We start from the raw sequence: 25,401 nt of genomic DNA on the forward strand, positions 1-25,401 counted from the left end.
TATGCCCTGGCAATCCCCAACGCTAACCGAGCTTGCCGATCAGATCCGCGCCGATATGCGCGGACGGCTCCCCGACGCCAACCCAGCACTACGCCGCGCCATGCTCCGCGTGATTGCCGATGTGGATGCCGGGGCCGTGCATGGTCTTTACGGCTATCTCGCCTGGCTGGCCAAGCAGCTGATTATCGACACCGCCGAGGCCGAATGGCTCGAACGCTGGGCCAGCATCTGGCGCATCTACCGCCAGGGCGAAGTCGCAGCCACCGGCCCGGTGTTCATCATCGGCAACCCCAGCGCGCAGCTGCTGGCGGGCGAGGAGTTCGAGAAAGACGGCATACGCTACACGCTTGATAGCACCGTTACCCTGGATGAAAGCGGCCAAGCGATCGGCGATGTGACCGCCGTTGATGCCGGTGATGAAGCCAACCTGGACGCCGGTGAAACACTGCGCCTGGTTCGTGCCGTCAGCGGCATCGACGGCGAAGCAACCGTGGGTGACGACGGCCTCACCGGAGGCGCGGAGCGTGAACGCGACGAACGCCTGCGCGAACGCCTGCTGGAGCGCATACAGCGCCAGCCCCACGGCGGCAACGCCGACGACTACATCATGTGGGTACGCGAAGCCCACCCGGACATCACCCGCGTATGGGTATACCGCCACAAGCCCGACATCGGCGAAGTTACAGTACGCTTTGTGTGCGGCGCCCTGGACGACATCATCCCCACCCCCGCCGTGGTGGATGCAGTTTTTGAGCATGTCGACGACGTTCGCCCGGTAACGGCACGCGGTTTTTATCCCGTTGCCCCAGAGAAAGCGCCTTTAAATCTGGCTATTCGTCTCACTCCGGACACCGCAGAAGCCCGCAGCCGTGTGCAGACTGCGCTGGATGACTTCCTCGGCCAAACCGCCGAACCGGGCGGCACGCTCTACCGCGAGCAGCTCTCGGGCGTGATCTACGTCGCCGCTGGCGACAGCCGCCATAAGCTGGATAGCCCCTCAGCCGACGTCACCCACGGCGTTAACGACATCCCCGTGCGCGGAGTAATTTCATGGCTTTAACCCGCGACGATTATGCCGATCAGCTCAACGCGCTAACGCCGCCAGGCCGCGCGCTACCACGCGAGACAGACAGCCAATGGCAGCGGCTCACTCATGCCAGAGCGGGGGCGTTTTCCCGTATTGACGGCCGTGCGGCAACGCTGCATGAGGAAGCCGACCCACGCACCACCTCGGAGCTGCTACCCGACTGGGAGCGTGTCACGGCCATGCCCGGCCCTTGCGTTATTGGCGAGCAAACCGTTAGCGAGCGGCAAGACGCGGTGGTACGCGTGCTCACCGGCACCGGCGGCGCATCACGACCCTACTTTATTGGCCTCGCAGCCGACCTCGGCTACGACATCGAGGTCGAGGACTACACCGCCCACACCGTCGGCAGTGACGTCAGCGAGCCGATGCGCAGCATCGATTGGCGCTGGGCCTGGACCATCCGCGCCGCTGAAGAAACCGTGCGAGCGCTGACCGTAAACAGCGGCGTCAACGAAGCCCTGGCCACCTGGGGCAATGAACGCCTCGAATGCGTATTTGAACGACTCGCCCCAGCCCATTCCATCCTCATCTTCGCCTATGGAGAGCAAACCTCATGGTAGATCGCGTCTATCAACGCAACACCTCGGACTCGGCGCCCCAGCCACCAACTAACCCAAGCATCGGCTACCCCACCGGTGGTAACCCCGCCCAGGGTGTACCCGCAACGATCCCAGGCCCGTACTGGTACCACATGATTACCGAGAGCCTGCGGCGCGTCGTCGTGGAAGCAGGCCTGACCCCGGATCATGAGGATCTGGATCAGCTGCTTGGCGCTATTAAATCAAGTGGTCAGTTCGCCGACTATAGCGAGGGACGCACATACGCAACCGGGGAAACCTGCCGAGGCAGCGACGGCCACTTCTACGAATTCTACGACCGCGACCAGGAAGGCATTGTCCAAGGCGCCGCCCCCACCGACCCGCTGAATAGACCGCATATCTGGATGCGCTGGGACGGCGTGCGCCCCGCCACGGTCATCGAGTGGCGAAGCGAAACGCTCCCTGAGGGTTATGTAACCCTCATCGGCGACGATATTAGCCGCAATGATTACAGACGCATTTGGGATGCTTGGGGCACTACCCACGGCGCGGGCGATGGCGTCGCGACATTTGGCACGCCAGACGACAATGACAATTTCAAACGCGGATGGGATTTTGGCACGTCTGGGCGTGGGTTAGCTGAGCATCAAACAGATGCGCTGCAGAACATTACTGGAGCGTTTGCCAGAGTGGCGTCACATCCAATTAACGGTATGAGCGTTTCTGGAGCGTTCCAAGCGGATCAGCAGGGGGCGGGGGTAGACACATCAACAGGCAACAATGACACATGGAACGTGAGTTTTAATGCTAGTCGTGTGGCACGCACAGCTAACGAAACACGCGGCATGAACAACGCCGTCATCTATCTAGCCAAAATTTAAACGAGGCCCGCTATGCGCATTTACGACATCAACCCAACCGACGGCACCGCCATCAACCCCGCTGGCCGCGAAGCTCCTGCCGACCCGATGCGCGGCACGCCCCGCATACCAGCAGGAGCGACCGACATTGCCCCGCCCGCCCCAGGCGTGCACGAAGCCGCACGCTGGGCTGGGGACGCCTGGGAGCTAGTACCCGACTACCGTGGCCACGTCTACTACACTGCCGACGGCGAAAGCCATGAGATCAAAGAATTCGGCACCGAACCACCTGCCGACGCCCTCGACGAAGCCCCGCCCGCGCCGCTTGCCGACGTCGCACGCCGCAAGCGCCGCGAGATCGATTCGGGTGCGGCGCGCTCGGTCGCAAGCATACGAAGCCTGTACCCTGATTTCGAGCGGGAAACATGGGGTGATCAAGAAGATGAGGCCCGTGCCTGGACAGCTGACAAAATGGCGCCCACACCGACGCTAACCGGTATCGCCGAGGCACGCGAGGTGACGGTCGAGTATCTGGCGCCGAAGGTGATCCAGAAAGCCGATCAGTATCGGGCGCTGGCAGCTAGTGTCGCTGGCAAACGGCAGCGTCTGGAGGACGACATTGCCACAGCGCTGGCCGCCGAGGATCGGGCAGGCTTGGAGGCCATCGAATGGAGCAATGCTGAATAAAGCGTAGAAGGGAGTGACCATCGACGGTGCGGTAACACCAACGGTGGCCACCAACAAGCAGAACACAGCTGCAAGTCGGCCAAGACTCCCCCGCCTCGCGAGGCGTTAGAGAGTCTAAGCTAAACGTTAGATTCGTTATAGGCTTGACAGAGTGTTAACTGAAATCCGTTGTAAAAAGTGCAGCCGCAAGCTGGCCACCGCCAGCAATTATCAGTTCATCGAAATAAAGTGCCCGCGTTGCAAGCACTTAAACCAGCAGAGAGCCACGAGCTCCAAACCACTAAAGGAGATGCCTCGTGGCTAACCCAATTATCCCCTGGATGGGCGGCAAGCGCCGCCTTGCTGACCGTATTTTCCCGCTAATGCCACCGCATCAGTGCTATGTAGAGCCCTTCGCAGGAGGGGCTGCGCTTTTCTTCTTGCGTCCATCGCCAGCCGAGGTGGAAGTGCTCAATGACGTTAACGGCGACCTAGTGAATCTTTACCGTGTTGTGCAAAACCATCTGGAAGAGTTCGTTAGGCAGTTCAAATGGGCGCTTTCCAGCCGTCAGGTGTTTGAGTGGCTCAAGATGACACGGCCAGAGACCCTCACCGACATACAGCGTGCAGCCCGCTTCTATTACCTCCAGCAAAACGCCTTCGGTGCTCGCATCGAAGGCCAGAGCTTTGGCACGGCCACCACCACACCACCAGGCTTGAACCTGCTGCGCTTAGAAGAGACTTTATCAGCGGCGCACTTACGTTTATCAAGCACCTTTATAGAGCACCTAAGCTGGCAGGATTGCATCGAACGCTATGACCGCCCACACACCCTCTTTTATATGGACCCACCCTACTGGCAGACGGAGGGATATGGGGTACCCTTTGGCATAGAGCAGTACGAGGAAATGGCGAGCATGCTAGCCAAGCTCAAGGGCAAGGCCATCATCAGCCTCAACGACCACCCAGACATCCGCCGGATCTTCGCGGGCTACCACATCGAAACCACCGACATACGCTACACCGTCGGCGGCGGCAAAGGCTCAGACGCCAAAGAGGTGCTGATCTTCAGCTGGGATGTAGATGCCGAGCCAGCGGGGTTGTTTTAAGGATATTAATGTGCAGGAAAATAGCTTTGAAAATGCTCGTCAAATGCTTGAGTTTCTTAATCCCTTAGATACAGAAAGGTGGCCCCCTGGTCAAACCATCTTTCGTGGGCAACCAGAGTGTAGCCAGCAACTACTACCCTCTATTCATAGGCTCGGTGGCCCTGTTACGGCTCCTAGGTTTTATGGAGATATAGATATCTCCCGAAATCAGCAGGTAAACTTTGAGAAACTCGTACTAAACGCCTTTTTGGAAGCCTGCGATCATTCGGGGCTAAGTGTACCGGGAGACTCACTCGCTGTACGTGCAAGAGCGATCAATTTGGATTCACTTGTGGATGGGAATGCCTCATGGCCTACCAATGACTTACATGAAATATTAGCCTTTGCTCAGCACCACGGCGTGCCAACGTGTCTGCTGGATTGGACTCGAAACCCTTATATATCTGCATACTTTGCCGCGTCTTCAGCTCTAGGTGCATTGAAAGATACCGATAAGAAACTTGATGGTTATCTCGCCGTGTGGGCTCTAAGCACTCGAGCTACAGGCTTCGACATCATTCAACCTCCAGGGGGCACAAGCCCTTATTTAGCGGCCCAGTCAGGTCTATTTACGGTGTCCCGAATATATGGCCCTGGCGATAGCATCTTCCTGCCGCTTCCTTTAAACCAAGATAAAAGTATTGAGCCTGGCCCTGACGATTCATCCCACTTGCAACTTTTAACCTTGCCTCGTTCTGAGGCTGCGGATTTACTGGAAGGGTGCGCCAGGATGGGAGTGACTGGATCGAAGCTATTCCCTGGGTATGAAGGAATAGCAAAAAGCGTTAGAGATTGGGCAAATATCCATCATCGTGGAAGTAGCTTAGTAGAGGACTCTATTCGCTACTTGCTTTCTTAACAGGCGGTGCCAAAGGAAATGCAATGAGCGTATGGTTTTGCGGATTTATCTAGTGCCAATTAACGCGCGAATATGTGCCAAATCCGTCGCGAGCTTACACAAATGTTGACGAGCTTGGCACACTGATGACACAGATTTGACACACGCAAAACAAAAGGGCCTACGCGTTAACGTAAGCCCTTGAAATTATGGCGCGCCCGGCAGGATTTGAACCTGCGACCCTCGGCTTCGGAGGCCGATACTCTATCCAACTGAGCTACGGGCGCTTGTGGGTGCGTATCGTAACCGTGCGGGGCGGCTGTGTCCAGCCGCGAAGCGGTTTTGCGGGCTTGTTCAATTGACCCTTTTCCCTTCTCTAGTGCATGCTTTGGAAGCACTTTTGCACCTTAGAAAAATCGGGAACACAATAATATGAAAACTTTTGCACGTAGCACGCTGGCACTGGGCATCTCACTGGCGCTGGTAAGCGCCGCGAACGCCGCTGATTTTGCGGATATGGACCCCGTTTCCCTGCGCCTGGCCCACGTGGTCAATGAACAGGATGGTTTCCACATCGCCGCCACCAAGTTTGAAGAGCTGGTGGAAGAGCGCACCGACGGCAAGGTCGAGATCGAGATTTTCCCCAACGCCACCCTGGGTGACGAACGCACGCTGCTGGAAGGCATGCAGATCGGCACCGTGGATATGGGCGTGATTACCAACGGGCCGGTGGCCAACTTTGTCGAAGAGATGGCGGTCTTTGAACTGCCGTTCCTGTTCCCCTCTCCGGAAGCCGCTTATGAAGTGCTCGATGGCCCGATTGGCCAGGAGCTGCTCGACAAGCTTTCTGAGGTAAACCTGAAAGGCATGGCTTACGCCGAGCGTGGTTTCCGTAACCTGACCAACAGCGAGCGGGCGATTAATACGCCGGAAGACCTGGATGGCCTGCGCATCCGCGTGATGGAAAACCCGGTTTACACCGACACCTTCCGCGAGCTGGGTGCCAATGCGATTCCCATGGCGTGGACCGAAGCGCTCACCGCCATGCAGCAAGGCACCATCGACGGTCAGGAAAACCCGGTGAACGTGATCCACTCGTTCAACCTGGATGAAACCCAGAACTACATGACCCTTTCGCGCCACACCTACGCCCCGGCGATTTTTGTCATGGGCATGCCTGTCTGGAATCAGCTGCCAGAACAGGCCCAAGAGGTACTGCTAACGGCCGCCCAGGAAGCCGCAGAGCATGAGCGTCAGGTGAATGCAGAGATGGAGAGCGAACAGCTGCAAGCGCTGCGCGATGCAGGCATGGAGATCAACGATAATCCGGATATGGAGGCCTTCCAATCCGCCGTGGCGCCGGTGTATGAGAAGTACGGCGAACAGTTCGGCGATTACCTGCCACGCATCCAGGAGGCGCTCAAGTAAGTGACCACCACGACTCAACCGCTGTTAAAGTTGCTGCGTCGAATCGAGCGCGGGCTGGATGCCATCATCCAGCCCGTGGTTTTTGCGGGCATGGCGGCGCTGATTGGGGTGATTACCCTGCAGATCGTCTCCCGGGTGCTGTTCACCGCCGTCGGCTGGACGGAAGAGGTCGCCCGCTTTCTGTTGGTGTGGATCACCTTCCTGGCCGGCACCCTGGCATTCCAGCGCGGGCGACACATTGCCGTGACCTTTGTAGTGGACGCCCTGCCCGGCCGCCTTCGCCAAATCGCGCGCATTGCTGCCCTGCTGATTGTGTTGGCGTTTATGATCACGCTGATAGTGATCGGCTACCGCTACATGCAGGTGCAGAGTTTTCAAAAATCCGCCTCGCTGCGTCTCTCAATGACCTACGTCTACGCGGTGATGCCAATTTGCGCGGCGATCATGGCGTGGTACGCGCTGGTGGATATTATTGAACTGCTGCTGGGCGACGAGACGACACACGCTCAGGAGGAGCCGCTATGACGCTGCTGCTCTTCGGGCTGTTCTTCCTGTTTATGCTGCTAGGGGTGCCGATTGCCTTTGCGATTGGCGCCAGCACGCTGTATGCCCTGCATCAATCCGGCGTGCCGCTGATGGTGGTCACCCAGCAGATGTTCCAGGGCATCAACTCCTTTGCCCTGGTCGCAATCCCGATGTTTATACTCGCCGGGGACTTGATGGCCCAGGGTAAGGTGAGCGAAAAACTGGTCAGCTTTGCCGATTCGTTAGTCGGCTTTATGCGCGGCGGGCTTTCCGTGGTCTCGGTGATGGCGGGTATGTTCTTTGCGGCGATTTCCGGCTCTGGTGCCGCGACCACGGCAGCGGTCGGTTCTAGTCTGGTGCCGGAGCTAAAGCGCAAAGGCTATGACCCGGCCTCAGCGGCCAGCTTGATCGCCGCCAGCGGCACCATTGGGGTGGTGATCCCGCCCTCGGTGCCGATGATCATCTACGCGGTCATAGCCCAGCAGTCGGTCTCCAAGCTGTTTTTAAACGGCTTTTTACCGGGGCTGGCGATGGGGCTGGGGCTGGGGTTGATGTCCATTGCGATTGCCCAGGCCTACAAGCGCCAATACCCCAAGGGCACGCCGCTGTCGTTGGCCACCATTTGGCATACCTTTAAAGATGCCAGTTGGGGGTTAATGACGCCGGTTATTATTCTCGGCGGTATCTTCTCGGGAATATTCACGCCTTCAGAAGCGGCGGTCGTGGCAGTGAACTACGCCATGCTGGTGTCGCTGTTTGTCTATCGTGACCTTAACCTGCCCCAGATTTACAAGCTGCTGATTCGTTCGGCGATGACCACTGCAGTGATCATGCTGGTGATTGCGATGTCGGCGGTGCTGAGCTGGACGCTCTCCAGCTGGCAGGTGCCGGGGGCGATTGCCCAGGCGGTGCTGTCACTCTCGACTAACCCTTACGTGATCATGCTGCTGATCGTTGGGATTATTCTGCTCACCGGGGTGTTTATCGAAACCGCCAGTGCGCTGATTATCCTCACGCCGGTGCTGTTGCCGCTGGTGCTGCAGTTGGGCATCGATCCGATCCACTTTGGTTTGATTATCGTGGTGGGGCTTTCGATCGGCATGATCACCCCGCCGGTGGCGATTAATCTGTACGTGGCGTCTTCGATTACCCAGCTGCCGCTGGAGCGCATTACCCGCGCCATCATTCCTTACCTGCTGGGGTTGATCGGGGTGTTGCTGCTGGTCGTCTACGTGCCGATTTTATTAGGCTGGTCAGGTGGTTAGCCACGCGCTTTCTGAGGGCGGTAAACGCAACGGGGCTTGCCACTTGGCAAGCCCCATTTTTTTACTGATGGCTAAGCAACCGTTAGAACGCTTCCCACTCATCCTCTGCCTGATGGCTAGATGACAGCTGTGACGAAGGTTTTGCAGCAAGCGCTGGGCGTTTCAGACCGCTGGCATTGCCGCGCTGGGAGGCAGATGGCGAGGCCAGCGCCTGATGCCGCTGTGTGGGCTCATCTTCACCTAACACAAAGGAGTTGATCAGCTGGTTTAGGTGCTCCGCATGGCGGCGCATGTTGGTGGCAGCGGTAGTGGATTCCTGCACCATGGCGGCGTTCTGCTGGGTCATGGTATCCATTTCAGCCACGGCGGTGTTGATCTGGCCAATACCGCTGCTCTGCTCCTTGGCACCGGCGCTGATCTCGCCGATCACATCGGTGACTTTCGCCACGCTGGAGACAATTTCGCGCATGGTGTTGCCCGCGTTGCGCACCAGCTCCGCCCCGGAGTGGGTGTGCTTCACAGAGGCATCGATCAGCGTGCGGATCTCTTTAGAGGCATCGCTGGAGCGGCTGGCCAGAATACGTACTTCCTGGGCGACGACCGCAAAGCCGCGGCCATGCTCCCCCGCCCGCGCGGCTTCCACCGAGGCGTTAAGCGCCAGGATATTGGTCTGGAAGGCGATGGCATCAATCATGCTGATGATGTCGCTGATGCGCGAAGCGGAGTCATTGATATCGCGCATGGTGCTTTCCACCTGCCCCATCGCGGTTTCACCCTCGCGGGCTACATCAGCGGTAGACTGCACTAGCGTGTTGGCCTGCTGGGCATTGTCGGCGCTGTGATTAACCGTCGAGGTGATCTCTTCCATGGAAGCTGAGGTTTGTTGCAGGTTCGCGGCCGCCTGCTCGGTACGGGTGGCGAGTTCTTCAGAGCTCTGCGAGATTTCCCCCGCCGCTTGATGCACGCTAAGCGTACTGCGGCGTACATCACGCAGCGTATCCTGCATACGCGCTACAAAGGCGTTGAACTGAACGCCAAGGTCGCCGATTTCATCGCCGCTTTCTACTGCCAAGCGACGGGTTAAATCACCGCGCCCCTGGGCGATATCGTGCATCGCCGAGGCGGTACGCTTGATCGGTCCCAATGTACGGCGCACAAAACCATACGCCACCAAGGCAATCACGCCGAACAGTACCAGCGCCAACAAGGATGAAATCATAATCGATTGGCGCAAATCGGCAGCCGCATCGGCTTCCAGCTCAGCCATGGATTGGTCAACGTCGGTAACATAAACGCCCGCGCCTACAATCCAACCCCATTTTTCCAGGCGATCAATATAGGAGTGTTTCTGTTCCGGCTCTCCGCTGCCAGGATATTCCCAGGGATACTCATAAAAGCCACCGCCATCTTGGCCTACCTGGATAAAGTCACGCACGATGTAAGACCCATCAGGCGCTTGTAGTCCGCTTAAGTCCTGGCCTTCCCGCTCTTGGGAGTGCGGAAGTACCACGTTGGTGCCATCGTAGTCGTAAACAAAAATGTAGTTTTCACCCTCAAAGCGCATTGAACGCAGCATCTCAGCAGCGCGTTCCTTGGCTTCGCGGTCGTTGGCATCGGCGTCGTTGTAGATGGGCGCGATAGCGGTAGTCGCCATCTGCACAATGTCGCGCACCGAGGCTCGTCGCTCTTCAATCAATTGTTCGCGCTGTTCCACCAGCGCCTCACGGGTATCTTGGGTACTGCTAAAGGCGTCAAACCCGACCAAGGCGACCGTGACCAACAAAAGCGGAAACAAAACCAGTATCAACACCTTGGTTTGCAAGCCAAGGCCTGACTTAGGGGGAGACGTATTAGAATGGATAGGCAGAGTGGGCATTGTGTGTCTTCCAGGTTCGATCTTGAGAAGGGTTTTAGCGTATAGACTAAGTATATATCGACTGAAAGTGTGTCAACTTTAACCACTTTTTTAGCTTTTTTGCTTTATAGGCAACTATTTAGCTAAAAAACCTTCGCTCCATAACCTAGGTTAAGGTAAAAGCACACTGATCCATTCATGGTGGGGAAGTGGTGGCCAAGGATGGCCCGTTTTAGCAAGACGCTAACACATGTTCTTCGGTTGCCTTGATCTTTTCTACCGCCTGATCAAGGCGACCTTTTTATTGCTACTGTCTTTCTTCCCTTCTCTTAATAACCTCGTTATCTACTCTCGATCTAACATTTCCTGTCGTCCTTGTTATTTGCGCTTGTTACTTGCTATCGCCAGCAGCGTATCATGGCGCTAGTACACAAGGAGTATGGCAAGCCATGATTCGTAATTTTTCTCTGTTTAACGCGGCCTTGCTCCTGCTTCCTCAGTTGGCTCATTTTTCCTGGCGCGTACTTCGTAATTTTCTGAAAAACCACGGCGTCCTGCTGGCGGGCGGGGTGGGCTACAATATTTTGCTCTCCATCGTGCCGTTATTTGCTGTACTGGTGGTGCTGTTAACTCAAGTCGTTGATCAGCAGCATCTTCTCAATGTGCTCGCTATCCAGGCCCGGCATATGGCTCCCGCCCACGCCGAGGTATTGCTTGAGGCCGTGCGTAGCCTGCTCGATTCGCGCGATGTCATCGGCATTCTGAGCTTTCCCGTTCTATTACTGTTCAGTTCGTTTGCCTTTCGCATGCTGGAAGACGCCTTGGCGATCATTTTTCATACACCGGAGAGCCCGCACATCAAGCGCCGTGTCTGGGTGTCAGTGATGCTGCCTTATGCCTTTATGGTGGTGCTGGGGGCGGGCTTGATGGCGCTAACGATAGTGGTCACCCTAGCCAGTTCACTCAATACGTTGGTCTTTTTACTATTCGAGCGCGAGCTGCCGTTGGCGAGCTTTTCAGAACCTGTGCTCAACCTAGCCAGTTTCATTGGGGTTTTCCTACTCTTTAGCGCTATTTATAAAGTGCTGCCGGTGGTGCGTATCGCCTTACGCCGTGCGGTAGTGGGTGGTTTTGTGGCAGCGCTACTCTGGGAAGGCGTACGGCTGTTACTGGTCTACTACTTTGCCAATCTATCGTTCGTAAACGCCGTTTACGGCTCGCTGGCAACACTGGTGATCGTGCTGATTAGTTTGGAAGTAGGGGCCATTATTTTACTGCTGGGCGCCCAGGTGATTGCCGAACTGGAACGCAACTCGCGCCTCGGCCTACCCTGGCATCTCGACCCTAGCCGCCAGCCTATTACACGGGTTAAATGAGCAACCTGGGGCGGCTGACGCTCCCTGCGCGTGCTTGGCGTGATGGTAAAAAGACAGCCAAACGACGTGGCAAAAAGCCCTCAAATCAAAAGGGCTTAATATTAATATCAAGATAAGAAGGGGCAAGGTCCCGCTCAAGCGGCACGAACATCTCTTCCATAAAATCCATCAGCAAATGCGTCGCTTTTAATGCATTAGGAGTGTCACGCTCAATGATCGCATCGAGCATATCGATGTGCATCTGGATATTTTCCTGCACGGTGCGCTCGCTCCCCAGGTGGCTCTGATAAAGATACCCCAACCGCCGAAACGTCGTGTGAAGTGGCCGCAATGTCCGTTCCACAAACGGTTCGTCGGCAGCCTCCAACAGTAATTGATCCATCCGCTTATCGAGCTCATTGAAGGGGCGAATATCACTGCCTGACTTTAATTCTCGAAGCATGCGGGCTAGTTGGTTCAGCTGACTTCTTACCAGACCACTGGCGTTATCAATGGCCAGCTCAACGACAAAACTCTCAATGTCGCGCCGAATTCTTAACAACCGGCGCTCGCGATGCAAGTCAATGGGCGTAATCTTTACCCCGCGCCCAGCGCGTACTTCCAAAAGGGTGTCGTCCGAAAGCTTGCGAATCGCTTCAAGCACGGGGGTGCGGCCCAGCGACACCCGCTCCTGTAAGTCGGCCATTGTCATGGTCTCACCGGGCTTGAGCTCCATGTGAGCAATTAATGACTCAATTCTCTCGTAAGCCTGTTCTCCTTGGGACATCCCGTAAGACGATGTTTTATTGACCATTATTTTTTAATCCCGATAAATTAGTGCCTTATTAGACATAAGTATCATGGTATATCAAGGTATATACCAATATATTTCTAATCAGAACACATGTGATGGATACGTCAATAACGCTTAAGTAGCGCATCACTTGATTGTTTATTTAATGTTTCCTTAAAAAATAAGTTTTCAATAAAGGTGGAAGCAGAGTCTTGTGACTAACATATCTTTAACGCTGCTTACTTGTAGCTTTCGCCGCAACGTTAATAGCCTTCAAAAAAACGCTTAATTCACTCTAGAAAGTAGCTAAACCCTAAAATTCTTTTCACACAACAATGATACAAGAGGTGAGAAAGATGACCTTGTTCGATCTAACGGGCCGCACGGCACTTATTACCGGTTCATCGGGTGGGCTGGGGCTCGCAATGGCCCGCGGATTGGCTCAGTCGGGCGCTCAAATCATTATTCATGGTCGTAATCGCGACAAACTCGAAGCAGCGCGTGATGCCCTTTCCGAGGAAGGGCATAGCGTATTGACCACATCGTTCGATATTACCGACGAAGCTGCCATTGAGCAGGCGCTGGCAGCGCTTGATGCCGATGGCGTGACTATCGACATCCTGGTCAATAACGCTGGCATGCAGCTTCGCCGCCCGTTGGTCGAGCTCGAACGCGACCAGTGGGACACCGTGATCAACACGAACCTGAGCAGCACCTTCCTGCTGGGTCGCAACGTTGCCCGTCAAATGATTGCGCGCGGAAAGGGCGGCAAAATCATCAATATCGGCTCACTGATGAGCTCAGTCGCACGCCCAACCGTGGGCGCTTATACGGCGTCCAAGGGCGGCGTGCGTTTGTTGACCCAATCCATGGCTGCGGAGTGGGCTGAACATAACATTCAGACCAATGCCATCGGCCCAGGCTACATGATCACGGAGATGACCCAGCCACTGGTCGATGATCCGAAATTCAATGACTGGATCGTTGGCCGCACCCCTTCCAAGCGCTGGGGTGTTCCCGAGGATCTCGTCGGCACGGTGGTCTATCTGGCATCCCCGGCGTCGAGCTACGTAAATGGCCAGATCATTTACGTCGACGGCGGCATGCTGGCCGTTCTTTAACGGCAATTTAAAACCCGAGAAAGACAACCACACCGGTATGACCGGATGAACGACCTATATAACAACATACAAGGATTAGGCTCATGCAAATTAAACACGCTTTAACCACAACACCCGCTGTGCTGACGGCATTGGCGCTCGCCATCAGCAGCACGTCCGTTCTAGCAGCAGATTACAATGCCAAGCTCTCGCTCGATGTGCCGGAAGGCAATACTAAATATGTAGCGGCGCAGCAGTTTGCCGACCTAGTGCGTGAACGCACAGATAATAATGTTGATATCCAGCTGTTCGCTAACAGCGTGCTGGGCGGAGAAAGCGAATCTGCCGAAGGCATCCGGCTGGGCTCGGTACAGATGGGCATCATCACCAGCTCTGTACTGACCTCTTGGATTCCCGAGGTTCAAGTGCTCGATCTGCCTTATTTGATCGATGGCGAAGAACAGGCAACTGCGCTCAGCGAACCATTGACCGAAGAACTCTCGGCCAACTTTGAAGAGCAGGGGTTCCACCTGCTTGGCTTCTCCGTCAATGGTATCCGTCAGTTGATGAGCAGTTTCCCGATTGATTCGATTGACGACATCCAGGGCAAGAAGATGCGCGTCATCCAGAGCCCGTTGCACGTCGACGCCTGGAAAGCAGCTGGCGCCAACCCAACGCCAGTTCCCGCACCTGAAATCTATAACTCCATGCAGACGGGGGTTATCGACTTCTTTGATAACACTGCGACTAACTATCTGACCAACCGCTTCTATGAAGTGGCTCCGTACTATGTGAAAACCGATCACATCTTCGCCATGGGTACCTGGGTAGTGTCACAGAACTGGTGGGAGCGTCTGCCTGACGACTACCAGGAGGTGATCACTGAGGCGGCACTGGAGGTTCAGGCAGAGCTACCCGCCATGCGTAAGAGTGACGACCAGGCGGCACTGGATGAAACCGTTGCAGACGGTGCAACGATCATCGAAATCGAAGACAAAGGGCCATGGCAAGAAGCTATGAAGCCGATCCGCGATGAGTACGTTGAAAAAATCCCGAATGGCGAAGCACTTGTTTCGCTGATCGAAAACGCGGAATAACAACCCTGTCGGCCCCACCGCTACGGTGGGGCCGAGTGTTTGTTGCGTCTTCACTGGCGCCGCCCTTCTGGAGCGTATCGGATGTCTGCCTACCGTTTTTCCCTTGCAACCTCATCACTGGGCATCGGCCGCGCCGCCACCGGGCTGGAAAGCCTGGTGCGTTTCCTCGTCTTTGGCATTTTGCTGGCCATGACCCTGGCGGTGCTCGCCGGTGTCGTTTCTCGCTATGTTTTTAACGACTCCTTTTCGTGGACCGAAGAGTTCGCGATATGGTGTTTTACTTGGTTAATCTTTCTCGGCGCGGCGTTAGGGGTACGCCAACAGCGCCATGTTGCGGGTGACTTTCTACCTAAAGATCTGCCCGCCTGGCTCGCCGGTGTACTGGGTTTCACCCAGATTCTTATCCTTTCGCTGACACTGATCATGATGTTTTTCGGTGGCTACCAACTAGCCGACATGGTGGGTGGCACCAGCGCCAGCTTACAATGGCCTACGGCTATCAAGTACGCCGTCATTCCCATTTCCGGTGTCATCGCGCTGGTTTTTCTGCTCGCTCGCGACGCTGACAATACAGGTATTCTGATCCGCAACTTGGCGGCGATAGTCATCGCTGGCTTGATCTATGCAGGGCTGGATCAAGGCCTATTGGGGCCCTTACAGGGCGTCTCACCGAGCCTGATCATGCTGGTGGTTTTCTTTCTGGCACTCGGGGTTGGTGTACCGGTATCGTTTTCGTTGATGTTCGGGGTGTTTCTGGCCAGTTCGGCCTCGTTTATTCTGCCGGCGCCAGCGGTGGTTCAGAACATGGTCACCGGCTCGACTAAGTTCATCCTGCTAGCGATTCCCTTCTTTCTATCTACCGGTTACCTACTTAACCTTGGTGGGCTTTCGACTCGCTTAATTGATTTCGCCACAAGCTTGGTCGGCCACCTGCGCGGCGGCCTGGCCCACGTCAACATCCTCAACAGCCTGATGGTTGGCGGTATCTCAGGCTCTTCGAGTGCCGATGCGGCCAGCAGCACCAAAATCCTAGTGCCTGAGATGGTCAAACGCGGCTACTCGCCAGCGTTCTCCTGCGCGGTCACCGCCTCATCAGCTATTCTGCCCAACGTGGTACCTCCAGCCATCGCCATGTTGGTCTATGCCTCGGTCGCCAACGTTTCTATCGCCCGCCTGTTCATGGCCGGTATCGTGCCTGCACTGATGGCCGCCGGTGCGTTGATGCTGGTCGCTTATTGGATCTCCGTGCGACGTCAGTACCAGACAGCTACCGCACGCGCGCCAATGGCGACGATCTGGCATACCTTCGTGCGGGCGCTGCCGGTGCTGGTGATCACCGTCGGTGTACTTGGCGGGATCCGCTTTGGGGTTATTACCGCCACCGAGGCGGGTGTTGTGGCGTTGCTCTGGACGTTCGTGCTTGGCAAACTGGTATTCAAAGCGTACGACTGGAAGCAGTTTTACCGCTCCTTCGTTGAGTGCGGGACGGACGCCGCGCTGGTCGGTTTTTTGATCGCAGCCTCGGTACCGTTCGCATGGATATTGATTGCTGAGCAGGTACCCCAGGAAATAGTCGGCTGGGCAGGCACGGCGGCCGACAGTCAGTTCGGGTTGTTCATCATCCTTTTAGTGGTCCTTGCCGTGGCCGGCATGTTTCTCGACCTGACACCAGCGATGCTGATCATCGCTCCCCTGTTTTTACCGATGATGACCAATGCTGGCGTCGACCCGGTGCAATTGGGGATCGTGATGATTATTACCTTACAGCTAGGGGGGATATCGCCACCCGTGGGGCTGTTGGTATTTATCACATCGCAGATCGCCAAGGTATCGCCTTCCGCCGTGTTCCGTGCGGCGGTACCTTTCATCGCTGCGACCATGGTGATCGTCCTGCTACTGTGCATGTTCCCCGCACTCACCATTGGCCTGTGGAATCTGTTGGAATAATAAGCCGCTAAACAACAAAGGCCGCCAAACATTTGGCGGCCTTTGTGCATCGCGGACTTACTAAATTGCCCCTGTACTCACGGCAGCCGCTTTATCAGCCTGCGGGCGCCGTTCATCCAGCATTCCTTTATCGAGAATAAAGCGGATGATCTCTTCAAGCCCGACCCCGTCATATAGGTTGGTAAATACGAAGGGGCGTTCGCCACGCATTTTCTTCGAGTCGCGTTCCATCACGTCTAGTGACGCGTGCACATACTCGGCGATATCGATCTTGTTGATAATCAGCAGGTCTGACTTGGTGATGCCCGGCCCGCCTTTACGGGGGATTTTATCGCCTGCGGATACGTCGATCACGTAGAGCGTCAGGTCGGAAAGCTCGGGGCTGAAGGTGGCCGAGAGATTGTCGCCGCCCGACTCCACCATGACCAGTTCCAGCTTCGGGTGGCGCGCCTGCAGCTCATCAATGGCGGCCAGGTTCATCGAGGCATCTTCACGAATGGCCGTATGCGGGCAGCCGCCGGTTTCCACGCCCAGAATACGATCCGCTGGGAGGGCATCGTGCTTGAGCAGAAAATCGGCGTCTTCTCGGGTATAGATATCGTTGGTGACCACGGCGATATCGTAGTAGTCACGCAGCGCTAAACAGAGTTGCTTGAGCAGCGCGGTTTTACCGGAGCCTACCGGGCCACCCACACCAACGCGTAAACAGTGAGTCATCGTTCTCTCCTCGTTAACTTCTAAGCTTTTCAATTTATGAGCTTTTTAACTTCTAAACAGGCGCGAATATTGCGTTTCATGCAAGGCGCTGGCCAGTGCCAGGCCGGGCAGCACTGGGCCTAGCTCGTCATCTTCCAGCGTTAACGCCTGATTGACGGCATCCACTAGCGCTGGGCGCAGTTGCTCAATCACGCGCTGAGCAGCGGTATGGCCCAGCGGAAGCGCTTTACAGGCCACTGCCAACTGGTTCTCTAACCACGCCCAGGCAAAGCCCAGCAGGGTTTGGCGCACGGACACGCCACGCAAGTGAGCCGTGTAGGCAAACAGCGTCACATAGCCTGCTTGATGCGGGAGCAAAGGCGTTAGTGAGTCTTCACTTGGCAGTTGCTGATCGCTTGGTAATAAATCCAAGCTGCTCAACAAGCGTTTAAGCGAGGCGCCTAGGCGGCTGTCTTCAGCGGCCAGCTCGGCGGTTTCCCGGGTGGCGGCCAGCCACTCATCCCATGTGGCGACGGTTGCGCTGGCCGTTTCGCTGTCGGCTTGGCCAAACGCCTGATGCAATCGCGCCAGCACGGGAAGCTCGCAGCGGGTTAAACCATCTTCCAGCACGCCGCTTAACCACTCGGCAAGGCTCGCTTCATCGCGTACCCAGTCCAGCTCGAAGGCGCTTTCCAGGCCTTGGGAGAAGGCGAAGGCGCCAATCGGCAGCGCGGGGCTCACCAACTGCATCAGCCCCAGCAGCGCTAGTTCGTCGCTTTGGCTTTCTAATGCGTTAAGCTCAGTGTGCATGGTGATGCTCATGCGGGTGGTCATGATCGTGATCGTGATCGTGTGAATGGTCGTGCGAATGGCCATGACCGTGGGAATGCGAATGCCCGCCGCCCACTTGGTTATAAGCGCCTGGCTCTGGGTCGAAGGTGGCGTTGTGATGCTCTAGTTCGGCACCCAGCAGCTCGGCGAGCTCTTCCAGCACGTGATCCGGCGGGAAGCGCACCCAGCCGCCCTTTTCATCTTCCCCCAGCGCCAGCTGAACGTGGCGATTGCCCAAGTGGTAGGCGAGCCGCGCCAGCGGTAAGCCAGTACTCACTCGCGCGGTAACCACCGGTTCAACGGCGGCACAGACACGCACCACTTCGCCGCTTTCGGCTTTCAGGCCTTCACCGCTGCGCAGCACCGGGCCGCGATCAAGAAACAGGCCCAGCTCGCGGCCGCTATCGCTTTGCGCTTTTAAGCGCCCACGAATGCGCAGCTCAAAGGGCAGCGTCAGCGTGTCGCTAGCGGCGCTCTCCTCTACTGGCCCTAAACGTTCTATTAGTTTTAGCATGAATAGTATCCTTTCTCGCTGGGTGCGGCTGTGCCGGGGGTAGGCCGTAGAGAGGGTCTTTTGCCAGGGATGGCAAAAGTAGCGTACACGGATGTATTCACAGCGCCCTCTCGTAGGCCTACCCCCGGCGCCCCGGATAATGGCTCATTCAAAACAAATGATACCGCTGAGCCAGCGGGAGTTCGGTGGCGGGCTCGCAGGTTAAAATTTCACCGTCGCAGCGCACTTCGTAGGTTTGCGGGTCGACGGTTAGTTCTGGGCAGGCGTCGTTGAGCTTCATATCCTGTTTGCGTACTTGCCGCACGTTTTTACACGCCGCCAGTTCGCTGTTTAGCCCCAAGGTCTCTTTTATGCCTGCATCCAGCGCGGCCTGGCTGACAAAGCTGAGCCGGGTTTGGCTCGCTGCGCGGCCAAAGGCGCCGAACATGTAGCGGTAATGCACCGGCTGCGGCGTGGGAATCGAAGCATTGGGGTCGCCCATGGGCGCTGCCGCAATCATGCCGCCTTTGATCATCATCGCTGGTTTCACACCAAAGAAGGCCGGTTTCCACAGTACCAGATCCGCCAGTTTACCGACTTCGATGGAGCCCACTTCGTGAGCGATGCCGTGAGTGATCGCCGGATTGATGGTGTACTTGGCGATATAGCGCTTGGCGCGCAGATTGTCAGCGCCCATCGCTTCATCTTCCGGCAGCAGGCCGCGCTGCACCTTCATTTTATGCGCCGTTTGCCAGGTGCGGCAGACCACTTCACCGACCCGCCCCATGGCCTGGGAATCCGAGGCGATCATCGAAATCACGCCTAAGTCGTGCAGGATATCCTCGGCGGCGATGGTTTCGCGGCGAATGCGTGAGTCGGCGAAGGCCACATCTTCGGGGATATTGGGGTCGAGGTGGTGACACACCATCAGCATGTCGAGGTGCTCGTCGATGGTGTTAACCGTGTAGGGCCGTGTCGGATTGGTGGACGACGGCAGCACGTAGGCTTTCGAGCAGGCGGTGAGAATATCCGGTGCGTGACCGCCGCCCGCGCCTTCGGTGTGGTAGGTGTGGATGCAGCGCTCTTTGAACGCGGCCAGAGTGTCTTCCACAAAGCCCGACTCATTCAGGGTGTCGGTGTGAATCGCCACCTGCACATCGTAGGCATCGGCCACGTTGAGACAGTTATTGATCGAGGCTGGCGTGGTGCCCCAGTCTTCGTGCAGCTTGAGTCCCATGGCGCCTGCTTTGAGCTGAAGCTCCAGGGATTCGGGCAGGCTGGCGTTGCCCTTGCCCAGAAAGCCGATATTCATCGGCATGTCGTCCACCGCCTGGAGCATTTTGCCGATATGCCAGGAACCTGGCGTGCAGGTGGTGGCGTTGGAGCCAGTCGCTGGGCCGGTGCCGCCGCCGAGCATGGTGGTCACGCCGCTCATCAGCGCTTCTTCGATCTGCTGGGGGCAGATAAAGTGGATGTGGGAATCGATGCCGCCTGCAGTCAGTATCTTCCCTTCGCCGGAAATGATTTCGGTGCCGGGGCCAATCACGATCTCCACATCGGGCTGTACGTCTGGGTTGCCCGCCTTGCCAATCGCGGCAATACGGCCGTTCTGGATACCGACATCGGCTTTGACGATGCCCCACCAATCCAGAATCAGCGCGTTGGTGATGACGGTATCCATGACCGTGTCGTCAGCGCGCTGGCTTTGGCCCATGCCGTCGCGGATGACTTTACCACCGCCGAACTTCACTTCATCACCGTAGTGGGTGGCGTCTTTCTCGACTTCGATCCACAGCTCGGTATCGCCCAGGCGCACGCGGTCGCCCACCGTGGGGCCGTACATATCGGCGTAGGCTTGCCGACTGATCTTGTTAACCGATTTCATGTTCTGACTCTCCTCAAAGATGGAGCCCGACGCCGGGGAGACCATCACTCATGGGACACGCTGTTAATACATCCCTGTACGCTTGACTGCGGCATCCATGCCGCAGACAGTCCCTTGAGCGATGCCCTTGTCGGCGCCCGATAGCCTTTCGTTAGACACTTTAAACGCTTGTCATTAACTATCCAGCGCGCCCATCACATCGCCACGGAAGCCGTAAATTTCGCGCTTACCGACGAATGGAATCAGCGTGACTTCACGGGTTTGGCCAGGCTCAAAGCGAATAGCGGTGCCAGCGGCTACGTCCAGGCGAAAACCACGGGTTTTAGCGCGATCAAACACCAGCGCGGGATTGGCTTCGGCAAAGTGGTAGTGGGAGCCAATCTGAATGGGTCGGTCACCGGTATTGGCCACTTCGACGCTAATCCGCTCGCGCCCCGCGCACAGCTCAATCTCACCTTCTTTTAACTTGTACTCACCGGGAATCATCAACTTGCTCCTTCGTTCTTGTGAGGAGTGAGGCGTTAGGTGTGAGGAGTAACACCGCTCTTCACCACTTACTATTCACCCCTAACCATTCACTTCTCACCCCTCACACAATAGGCGTATGGACAGTGACCAGCTTGGTGCCGTCGGGGAAAGTGGCTTCCACCTGCACCTCGTCGACCATTTCGGCAACGCCGTCCATCACGTCCTCGCGGCTGAGTATCTCGCGGCCATAACTCATTAAATCGGCCACGCTGCGGCCATCCCGGGCACCTTCCATAATTTCAAAGCTGATCAGCGCTACCGCTTCGGGGTAATTAAGCTTTAAACCACGTGCTTTGCGGCGCTCCGCCAGTTGGGCGGCTGAGAACAGCAGCAGCTTGTCTTTATCTCTCGGGGTTAATTCCATAGGGCGTTTCTCCAGCAATCTATTCGATTAGGTTAACCAAATACGCGGTGTGTGGGCGTCTCGCTCAATCCACAGGGGGCGCAAAAGTTGCCAAGCCTGCTCGCATAATGCCCAGGCTTCATTACGCGAGTTACCCAAGTAGCGTAATAGCAGCACGCCATGACGAATGGTCACCGCCCAACGTGCGTTATCCGGTAGCGCTTCACGCAACGCTTCAATCGCCGCAGGTGCATCTTCAATGCCTACCGCCCAGAGCGTGGCCTGCACTGTGGCGCCACCCTGCCCCCAGCGCCCAGCAAAGCGTGGGTGTAGTGGGTCTAACGGTTGGCGCTCTAACCACAGCGGCTTGCCGTCCAGGGTTAAACGGAAGTGTTGTTCAATGCGGCCTGAAACGTAAGGTAAATCGCTAGCGGGGCGGCCTAGCGCCATCACTTCCCAGCCCAGGCAGCGGGCGCTGCCATGCAGCTCGATATGGGTACGCTGCTCGCCTTTCGAGCCATCGAAGGCGATGGTCTCCTGGGGCAGCCACTCCAGAGTGGCGCCATCTTCAACGCTTAACCGGGTGTGCTGAGTCCACGCCACGCCCTGGCTGTCAGCTTTGTAGAGTTTATTGGCAGCAGGCGTTGTGAGTAGCGCATGGGCACCGCCCGCGACATGAGCGCTAATGGTGAGCGCGTCGCCGCTCACCAGCCCGCCCGGTGGGTGAAGCACGTACACATGGCACGCCTCACTCCGGCCTTCTGGGTAGAAGGGCCGTTGCACCCGCAACGGGCCTTGGTGGCGCGCCTGTACCATGCGGGTAACGCCGTCGCGCTGGGCAAACCGCAGATCTAACGATGCCGCCCAGTGGCGGCCTTGGTCAAAGCGGTGGCCAGAGGCAAGGGGAGATTTTGCGATATCGCATAGCATCATAATTAGCTATCGCTTCCTTTCAGTAAGCCATTAGCTAACTAGTGCAATTAATGCGCCAAAATGGTGAAAGGCGCTGAGCAGCGCCTTTCATCGAACAAAAGCCGCGTTTTGTTAGCGGCACAAACTGAAAAACGCACCAAAAAAGTGCGCATCTGCACTAAAAGGCACCATGCAAGGGCGCCACTATTCGTGCTCTTGACGAATGTGTCATCAACCTGTATATCATTTGATAGATAAAAAGACATCAAATGGAAAACACTATGGATATCCATTTCACTCAATATCAGCCACCCAAAGCTTTGGCGTCCGGATTCTGGCAGCAGGTTGGTCTTCCTGCTCGCGGCCGTAAGCTGCATGAATTACTACATGCAGGCGTCGAATATCGTGTTTACCCCCAGCTTGCCAAGGTGTCAGGTATTGAGCAGAAAGCGTTGGCACGCTATGTGGATATCCCTTCTGCCACGCTGAGCCGCCGTGCCAAGTCAGGCCGCTTCAAGATGGCGGAAAGCGACCGGTTATATCGCTTTGCCGAGTTGTTCAAGGCGGCGCTGGACCTGTTCGAGGGTGACACGGAGGGTGCCCGTGCATGGCTGCTCAAACCCAATGCCGGGCTAGGAGGACGTCGCCCCGTCGAAATGAGTGCCACCTCGGCGGAGTATCAAACGGTACTGAACCTGATCGGGCGGTTGGAGCACGGGGTGTCGGTATGAGCGAGGTCACCGCTTACCGGCTAGTGAAGCGCAAGTTTCAGGAGAGCGCGTTTGATGGCGAGGGTGCACGGCTTTACGGAGGGCGTTGGAACAGCCCAGGCAATGCCTGTGTGTATGTGGCAAGCTCCGAGTCGTTGGCGCTGCTGGAAATCATGGTGCATCTGGAAAGCTATCGACTGCTCAACGCCTATGCGCTACTGCGCCTGACGCTACCCACCGAGAGCATTCTCAGCGTTGGCGTAGAGGATTTACCCGAAAACTGGCAGGAAGCGCCCGCGCCTGCTGAAACGGCTGATCTAGGCGATGGCTGGCTGGCATCTGGCCAGAGTTTAGCGCTGGCGCTGCCCAGTGTGGTGGTGCCGAGAGAGCTTAACTACATGCTCAACCCGGCCCACCCCTTATTCGAGCAAGCCATAGCAACAGCCGAGCCGCTGCCTTTCCAACCCGATCCAAGACTTTGAACCGGGTGTGGGTAACTTAAACCGTTCTTAGCAGATTCCAAAGGCGCGTTAATAGCCCGTCTTACGTTTATTCCCACAATACTCAGATACCCTTTTCAGCTCACCTCAGCGTCTGTTATCCGCTTGACATTGCATGAATAGCGTCACAAACTTAGCCAATGCTATACTTCTTTCATTAGGACAATCAGTTTACACAAAGCAATTTTAACCCATCTACCTCATGACGAGTCTGGAGCTACATAATGGCAACAAAATATGCCGTGATTCTATTGGGAACGCTTCCTTTAAGTGCATTGGCAACTGCCGATGAAACGCCCTTAAACGTGGTGGCAACGATTGGGATGATTGCAGATGTAGCGCAGGAAGTAGGCGGCGAATGCGTTAATGTGGAAGCCATGATGGGCCCCGGCGTAGACCCCCATCTGTATCAGGCAAGCGCTAGCGACGTGGCCTTGCTGCGGGGCGCCGAACACATTCTCTATTCAGGCTACTCATTGGAAGGACAGCTGGGGAGCGTGCTGGAGAATTTCTCGGCACGAACACCCACGCTTGCCGTGGCGCCCGCTTCCATTGATCCGACGTCGTTGATCACCGCTCAGGATGTCTACGGGGTCGACCCTCACCTGTGGATGGATGTCTCTTTATGGGCCCAAACACTGCCCACCCTGAGCGATGCATTTAGCGAAGCACGCCCTGAGTGCGCCACGACGATTGAAACCAATACCGAGCGTTATCAAGCTCAGTTACTAGCCTTGCATGAGTGGGTTAAAGAGAGCATTGCCAGCATTCCCGAAGAGCAGCGTATTCTCGTCACCGCCCACGACGCTTTCAGCTACTTTGGCCGTGCCTATGACATTGAGGTAGAAGGGATTCAGGGCATCAGTACCGAAACCGAAACCGGGATCGCCGATATTCGCAGCATGGCGGATAGCGTCGTTGCAAATAACGTGCCCGCGGTATTTATCGAGAGCACGATCAACCCGCGTACCATTCAGGCAGTGATCGATGCCGCAAGGCAGCGCGGCCATGAAGTGACCATCGGCGGCCAGCTTTATTCCGACGCCATGGGCGATGAAGGCACGGTAGATGGTACCTATATGGGCATGATCTACCGTAACACCCAGCACATTGTCGAGGCGCTAGGCGGTTCCTTGGCGCCGCTGCCAAAGGCACTGGATGACTGGGCCAGCGAGTGGCAACTCGCTCAATAAGCATTCGATAAGGCAGTGCATCCATGGCGACATCCGACCTTACAGACACCGCTCTGAGCATTAAAAACCTGACGGTGAGCTACCATAACCAGCCCGTGCTTTGGGATATCGATCTGGATATCCCCGCCGGTGTAATGGCGGGCATTGTTGGCCCTAACGGGGCGGGCAAGAGCACGTTGATTAAAAGCCTGCTGGGGCTGGTGCCGTCGCTGTCAGGAGAGGTGATGGTGCATGGGCGACCTTACGCCACGCAGCGTAAACGGGTGGGCTACGTGCCCCAGCGCTCAAGCGTTGACTGGGATTTTCCCACCACTGCACTGGATGTGGTCACCATGGGGCTTTACGGGCGTTTAGGTTGGCTCAAAAGACCGGGGCGCAAAGAGCGCCATGAGGCGCAGGAAGCACTTGAGATGGTCGGTATGAGTGCCTTTGCTGAGCGCCAGATCAGCCAACTCTCAGGAGGCCAGCAGCAGCGCGTATTTTTAGCCCGTGCGCTGGTGCAGCAAGCCGATGTGTATTTTCTTGATGAACCCATGGCGGGCGTCGATGCCACCACCGAGCGGGCCATTATCGATATCCTGCGCCGCCTGCGCGATGCGGGCAAGACGCTGATTGTCGTCCACCATGATCTGCAAACGGTTCGCACCTACTTTGACTGGCTACTGCTACTCAACGTGCGGGTCATCGCCAGCGGCAAGGCCGAGGAGGTGTTCAAGATCGATCACCTGCGCCAAGCTTACGGCGGCCAAATCGCGCTACTTGATGACAATGAATCGTTAATGTTTTCCGCCTCAAAGGTGAAGTAAC

At 56.6% G+C, this 25,401-nt stretch carries 27 protein-coding genes and 1 tRNA gene; 18 read left to right on the forward strand and 10 right to left on the reverse strand.

Going from position 1 to position 25,401, the window contains the following annotated elements; translation table 11 throughout:
- The first annotated feature begins 1 nt into the window (after position 1).
- From HUO07_RS12665 to HUO07_RS12695, 7 genes are all read left to right on the forward strand, one after another.
- A complete protein-coding gene (locus HUO07_RS12665; RefSeq protein WP_176303873.1) occupies positions 2-1,060 on the forward strand; it encodes a baseplate J/gp47 family protein in 1,059 nt (352 codons plus the stop codon).
- The gene (locus tag HUO07_RS12670) at positions 1,051-1,647 is read left to right on the forward strand and encodes a YmfQ family protein (RefSeq protein ID WP_176303874.1); all 597 of its coding nucleotides are present in this window, start codon (positions 1,051-1,053) and stop codon (positions 1,645-1,647) included. The genes HUO07_RS12665 and HUO07_RS12670 overlap by 10 nt, the downstream gene beginning before the upstream one ends.
- Positions 1,641-2,507, forward strand: coding sequence for a tail fiber protein (locus tag HUO07_RS12675; RefSeq protein WP_176303875.1), 867 nt, complete (start codon positions 1,641-1,643; stop codon positions 2,505-2,507). Before HUO07_RS12670 ends, HUO07_RS12675 begins: the two co-directional genes overlap by 7 nt.
- 12 nt (positions 2,508-2,519) lie before the next feature.
- Positions 2,520-3,173 carry a hypothetical protein gene (locus HUO07_RS12680; protein ID WP_176303876.1) on the forward strand — a complete coding sequence of 218 codons (654 nt, stop codon included), beginning with the start codon at positions 2,520-2,522 and terminating at the stop codon, positions 3,171-3,173.
- 151 nt (positions 3,174-3,324) lie between these two features.
- Positions 3,325-3,477 carry a Com family DNA-binding transcriptional regulator gene (locus tag HUO07_RS22230; RefSeq protein WP_176303877.1) on the forward strand — a complete coding sequence of 51 codons (153 nt, stop codon included), beginning with the start codon at positions 3,325-3,327 and terminating at the stop codon, positions 3,475-3,477.
- Positions 3,470-4,261 carry a DNA adenine methylase gene (locus HUO07_RS12690; protein WP_176303878.1) on the forward strand — a complete coding sequence of 264 codons (792 nt, stop codon included), beginning with the start codon at positions 3,470-3,472 and terminating at the stop codon, positions 4,259-4,261. Before HUO07_RS22230 ends, HUO07_RS12690 begins: the two co-directional genes overlap by 8 nt.
- 10 nt (positions 4,262-4,271) lie before the next feature.
- Positions 4,272-5,159, forward strand: coding sequence for an FRG domain-containing protein (locus tag HUO07_RS12695; protein ID WP_176303879.1), 888 nt, complete (start codon positions 4,272-4,274; stop codon positions 5,157-5,159).
- Positions 5,160-5,348: 189 nt separating this feature from the next.
- Here the strand turns inward: HUO07_RS12695 and HUO07_RS12700 are convergent.
- A tRNA-Arg gene (locus HUO07_RS12700) sits at positions 5,349-5,425 on the reverse strand.
- Between the two features lie 145 nt (positions 5,426-5,570).
- Here HUO07_RS12700 and HUO07_RS12705 point away from each other — a divergent pair.
- The 3 genes from HUO07_RS12705 to HUO07_RS12715 are packed head-to-tail and all read left to right on the forward strand — an operon-like array spanning position 5,571 to position 8,356.
- Entirely contained in the window at positions 5,571-6,566 is a 996-nt protein-coding gene (locus HUO07_RS12705; protein WP_176303880.1) for a TRAP transporter substrate-binding protein, read from the forward strand.
- A complete protein-coding gene (locus HUO07_RS12710; RefSeq protein WP_176303881.1) occupies positions 6,567-7,091 on the forward strand; it encodes a TRAP transporter small permease in 525 nt (174 codons plus the stop codon).
- The gene (locus tag HUO07_RS12715) at positions 7,088-8,356 is read left to right on the forward strand and encodes a TRAP transporter large permease (RefSeq protein ID WP_176303882.1); all 1,269 of its coding nucleotides are present in this window, start codon (positions 7,088-7,090) and stop codon (positions 8,354-8,356) included. The genes HUO07_RS12710 and HUO07_RS12715 overlap by 4 nt, the downstream gene beginning before the upstream one ends.
- Before the next feature lie 82 nt (positions 8,357-8,438).
- On the opposite strand, the gene HUO07_RS12720 is transcribed toward HUO07_RS12715, so the two are convergent.
- Positions 8,439-10,232, reverse strand: a complete 1,794-nt coding sequence (locus HUO07_RS12720) for a methyl-accepting chemotaxis protein (RefSeq protein ID WP_176303883.1) — start codon at positions 10,230-10,232, stop codon at positions 8,439-8,441.
- Positions 10,233-10,660: 428 nt separating this feature from the next.
- On the opposite strand from HUO07_RS12720, the gene HUO07_RS12725 reads away from it, so the two are divergent.
- Positions 10,661-11,587, forward strand: a complete 927-nt coding sequence (locus HUO07_RS12725) for a YihY/virulence factor BrkB family protein (RefSeq protein ID WP_176303884.1) — start codon at positions 10,661-10,663, stop codon at positions 11,585-11,587.
- A gap of 85 nt (positions 11,588-11,672) precedes the next feature.
- On the opposite strand, the gene HUO07_RS12730 is transcribed toward HUO07_RS12725, so the two are convergent.
- Entirely contained in the window at positions 11,673-12,380 is a 708-nt protein-coding gene (locus tag HUO07_RS12730; RefSeq protein ID WP_176303885.1) for a GntR family transcriptional regulator, read from the reverse strand.
- 335 nt (positions 12,381-12,715) lie between these two features.
- On the opposite strand from HUO07_RS12730, the gene HUO07_RS12735 reads away from it, so the two are divergent.
- The 3 genes from HUO07_RS12735 to HUO07_RS12745 all read left to right on the forward strand — a co-directional run bounded on the left by HUO07_RS12735 (position 12,716) and on the right by HUO07_RS12745 (position 16,503).
- A complete protein-coding gene (locus HUO07_RS12735; protein ID WP_176303886.1) occupies positions 12,716-13,480 on the forward strand; it encodes an SDR family oxidoreductase in 765 nt (254 codons plus the stop codon).
- Between the two features lie 83 nt (positions 13,481-13,563).
- Positions 13,564-14,556 (forward strand): TRAP transporter substrate-binding protein, encoded by a 993-nt coding sequence (locus tag HUO07_RS12740; RefSeq protein ID WP_176303887.1) that lies wholly within the window; start codon positions 13,564-13,566, stop codon positions 14,554-14,556.
- 81 nt (positions 14,557-14,637) lie between these two features.
- Entirely contained in the window at positions 14,638-16,503 is a 1,866-nt protein-coding gene (locus tag HUO07_RS12745) for a TRAP transporter large permease (RefSeq protein ID WP_176303888.1), read from the forward strand.
- 60 nt (positions 16,504-16,563) lie between these two features.
- On the opposite strand, the gene ureG is transcribed toward HUO07_RS12745, so the two are convergent.
- The 7 genes from ureG to HUO07_RS12780 all read right to left on the reverse strand — a co-directional run bounded on the left by ureG (position 16,564) and on the right by HUO07_RS12780 (position 22,212).
- On the reverse strand, positions 16,564-17,220 hold the full coding sequence (gene ureG / locus HUO07_RS12750) for an urease accessory protein UreG (protein ID WP_176303889.1): 657 nt from the start codon (positions 17,218-17,220) through the stop codon (positions 16,564-16,566).
- Between the two features lie 45 nt (positions 17,221-17,265).
- Positions 17,266-18,033 (reverse strand): urease accessory protein UreF, encoded by a 768-nt coding sequence (locus HUO07_RS12755; protein WP_422822695.1) that lies wholly within the window; start codon positions 18,031-18,033, stop codon positions 17,266-17,268.
- Positions 17,999-18,544: an urease accessory protein UreE gene (ureE, locus tag HUO07_RS12760; RefSeq protein ID WP_176303890.1), complete on the reverse strand. Its 546-nt coding sequence runs from the start codon at positions 18,542-18,544 to the stop codon at positions 17,999-18,001. Before ureE ends, HUO07_RS12755 begins: the two co-directional genes overlap by 35 nt.
- 148 nt (positions 18,545-18,692) lie before the next feature.
- Complete coding sequence (gene ureC, locus HUO07_RS12765; RefSeq protein ID WP_176303891.1) at positions 18,693-20,408, reverse strand: urease subunit alpha; 1,716 nt, start codon at positions 20,406-20,408, stop codon at positions 18,693-18,695.
- A 174-nt stretch (positions 20,409-20,582) separates the two neighbouring features.
- A complete protein-coding gene (locus HUO07_RS12770) occupies positions 20,583-20,894 on the reverse strand; it encodes an urease subunit beta (protein WP_176303892.1) in 312 nt (103 codons plus the stop codon).
- A 103-nt stretch (positions 20,895-20,997) separates the two neighbouring features.
- Complete coding sequence (locus tag HUO07_RS12775; protein WP_022521353.1) at positions 20,998-21,300, reverse strand: urease subunit gamma; 303 nt, start codon at positions 21,298-21,300, stop codon at positions 20,998-21,000.
- Positions 21,301-21,327: 27 nt separating this feature from the next.
- The gene (locus HUO07_RS12780; RefSeq protein ID WP_176303893.1) at positions 21,328-22,212 is read right to left on the reverse strand and encodes an urease accessory protein UreD; all 885 of its coding nucleotides are present in this window, start codon (positions 22,210-22,212) and stop codon (positions 21,328-21,330) included.
- A 260-nt stretch (positions 22,213-22,472) separates the two neighbouring features.
- Between HUO07_RS12780 and parS the strand changes: the two genes are divergently transcribed.
- The 4 genes from parS (at position 22,473) to HUO07_RS12800 (ending at position 25,400) form a co-directional block, all read left to right on the forward strand.
- The gene (gene parS / locus HUO07_RS12785) at positions 22,473-22,922 is read left to right on the forward strand and encodes a type II RES/Xre toxin-antitoxin system antitoxin (RefSeq protein WP_176303894.1); all 450 of its coding nucleotides are present in this window, start codon (positions 22,473-22,475) and stop codon (positions 22,920-22,922) included.
- The gene (locus tag HUO07_RS12790; RefSeq protein WP_176303895.1) at positions 22,919-23,383 is read left to right on the forward strand and encodes an RES family NAD+ phosphorylase; all 465 of its coding nucleotides are present in this window, start codon (positions 22,919-22,921) and stop codon (positions 23,381-23,383) included. Before parS ends, HUO07_RS12790 begins: the two co-directional genes overlap by 4 nt.
- Before the next feature lie 242 nt (positions 23,384-23,625).
- Complete coding sequence (locus HUO07_RS12795) at positions 23,626-24,594, forward strand: metal ABC transporter solute-binding protein, Zn/Mn family (protein WP_176303896.1); 969 nt, start codon at positions 23,626-23,628, stop codon at positions 24,592-24,594.
- Positions 24,595-24,617: 23 nt separating this feature from the next.
- A complete protein-coding gene (locus tag HUO07_RS12800; RefSeq protein ID WP_101146820.1) occupies positions 24,618-25,400 on the forward strand; it encodes a metal ABC transporter ATP-binding protein in 783 nt (260 codons plus the stop codon).
- Position 25,401 lies beyond the last annotated feature (1 nt).

Origin of the sequence: Vreelandella maris (genome assembly GCF_013371085.1) — a bacterium.
Classification (GTDB): Bacteria; Pseudomonadota; Gammaproteobacteria; order Pseudomonadales; family Halomonadaceae; genus Vreelandella; species Vreelandella maris.

What these genes read in the sequence shown, in the direction of transcription:
- HUO07_RS12795 (WP_176303896.1), top strand. Translation starts at nt 23,626, where the DNA reads ATGGCAACAAAATATGCCGTGATTCTATTGGGAACGCTTCCTTTAAGT.
- HUO07_RS12780 (WP_176303893.1), bottom strand. Translation starts at nt 22,212, where the DNA reads ATGATGCTATGCGATATCGCAAAATCTCCCCTTGCCTCTGGCCACCGC.
- ureG (WP_176303889.1), bottom strand. Translation starts at nt 17,220, where the DNA reads ATGACTCACTGTTTACGCGTTGGTGTGGGTGGCCCGGTAGGCTCCGGT.
- HUO07_RS12675 (WP_176303875.1), top strand. Translation starts at nt 1,641, where the DNA reads ATGGTAGATCGCGTCTATCAACGCAACACCTCGGACTCGGCGCCCCAG.
- HUO07_RS12730 (WP_176303885.1), bottom strand. Translation starts at nt 12,380, where the DNA reads ATGGTCAATAAAACATCGTCTTACGGGATGTCCCAAGGAGAACAGGCT.
- parS (WP_176303894.1), top strand. Translation starts at nt 22,473, where the DNA reads ATGGATATCCATTTCACTCAATATCAGCCACCCAAAGCTTTGGCGTCC.
- ureE (WP_176303890.1), bottom strand. Translation starts at nt 18,544, where the DNA reads ATGCTAAAACTAATAGAACGTTTAGGGCCAGTAGAGGAGAGCGCCGCT.
- HUO07_RS12735 (WP_176303886.1), top strand. Translation starts at nt 12,716, where the DNA reads ATGACCTTGTTCGATCTAACGGGCCGCACGGCACTTATTACCGGTTCA.
- HUO07_RS12800 (WP_101146820.1), top strand. Translation starts at nt 24,618, where the DNA reads ATGGCGACATCCGACCTTACAGACACCGCTCTGAGCATTAAAAACCTG.
- HUO07_RS12790 (WP_176303895.1), top strand. Translation starts at nt 22,919, where the DNA reads ATGAGCGAGGTCACCGCTTACCGGCTAGTGAAGCGCAAGTTTCAGGAG.
- HUO07_RS12670 (WP_176303874.1), top strand. Translation starts at nt 1,051, where the DNA reads ATGGCTTTAACCCGCGACGATTATGCCGATCAGCTCAACGCGCTAACG.
- HUO07_RS12725 (WP_176303884.1), top strand. Translation starts at nt 10,661, where the DNA reads ATGATTCGTAATTTTTCTCTGTTTAACGCGGCCTTGCTCCTGCTTCCT.
- HUO07_RS12680 (WP_176303876.1), top strand. Translation starts at nt 2,520, where the DNA reads ATGCGCATTTACGACATCAACCCAACCGACGGCACCGCCATCAACCCC.
- ureC (WP_176303891.1), bottom strand. Translation starts at nt 20,408, where the DNA reads ATGAAATCGGTTAACAAGATCAGTCGGCAAGCCTACGCCGATATGTAC.
- HUO07_RS12740 (WP_176303887.1), top strand. Translation starts at nt 13,564, where the DNA reads ATGCAAATTAAACACGCTTTAACCACAACACCCGCTGTGCTGACGGCA.
- HUO07_RS12770 (WP_176303892.1), bottom strand. Translation starts at nt 20,894, where the DNA reads ATGATTCCCGGTGAGTACAAGTTAAAAGAAGGTGAGATTGAGCTGTGC.
- HUO07_RS12705 (WP_176303880.1), top strand. Translation starts at nt 5,571, where the DNA reads ATGAAAACTTTTGCACGTAGCACGCTGGCACTGGGCATCTCACTGGCG.
- HUO07_RS12720 (WP_176303883.1), bottom strand. Translation starts at nt 10,232, where the DNA reads ATGCCCACTCTGCCTATCCATTCTAATACGTCTCCCCCTAAGTCAGGC.
- HUO07_RS12755 (WP_422822695.1), bottom strand. Translation starts at nt 18,033, where the DNA reads ATGACCACCCGCATGAGCATCACCATGCACACTGAGCTTAACGCATTA.
- HUO07_RS12745 (WP_176303888.1), top strand. Translation starts at nt 14,638, where the DNA reads ATGTCTGCCTACCGTTTTTCCCTTGCAACCTCATCACTGGGCATCGGC.
- HUO07_RS12715 (WP_176303882.1), top strand. Translation starts at nt 7,088, where the DNA reads ATGACGCTGCTGCTCTTCGGGCTGTTCTTCCTGTTTATGCTGCTAGGG.
- HUO07_RS12775 (WP_022521353.1), bottom strand. Translation starts at nt 21,300, where the DNA reads ATGGAATTAACCCCGAGAGATAAAGACAAGCTGCTGCTGTTCTCAGCC.
- HUO07_RS12665 (WP_176303873.1), top strand. Translation starts at nt 2, where the DNA reads ATGCCCTGGCAATCCCCAACGCTAACCGAGCTTGCCGATCAGATCCGC.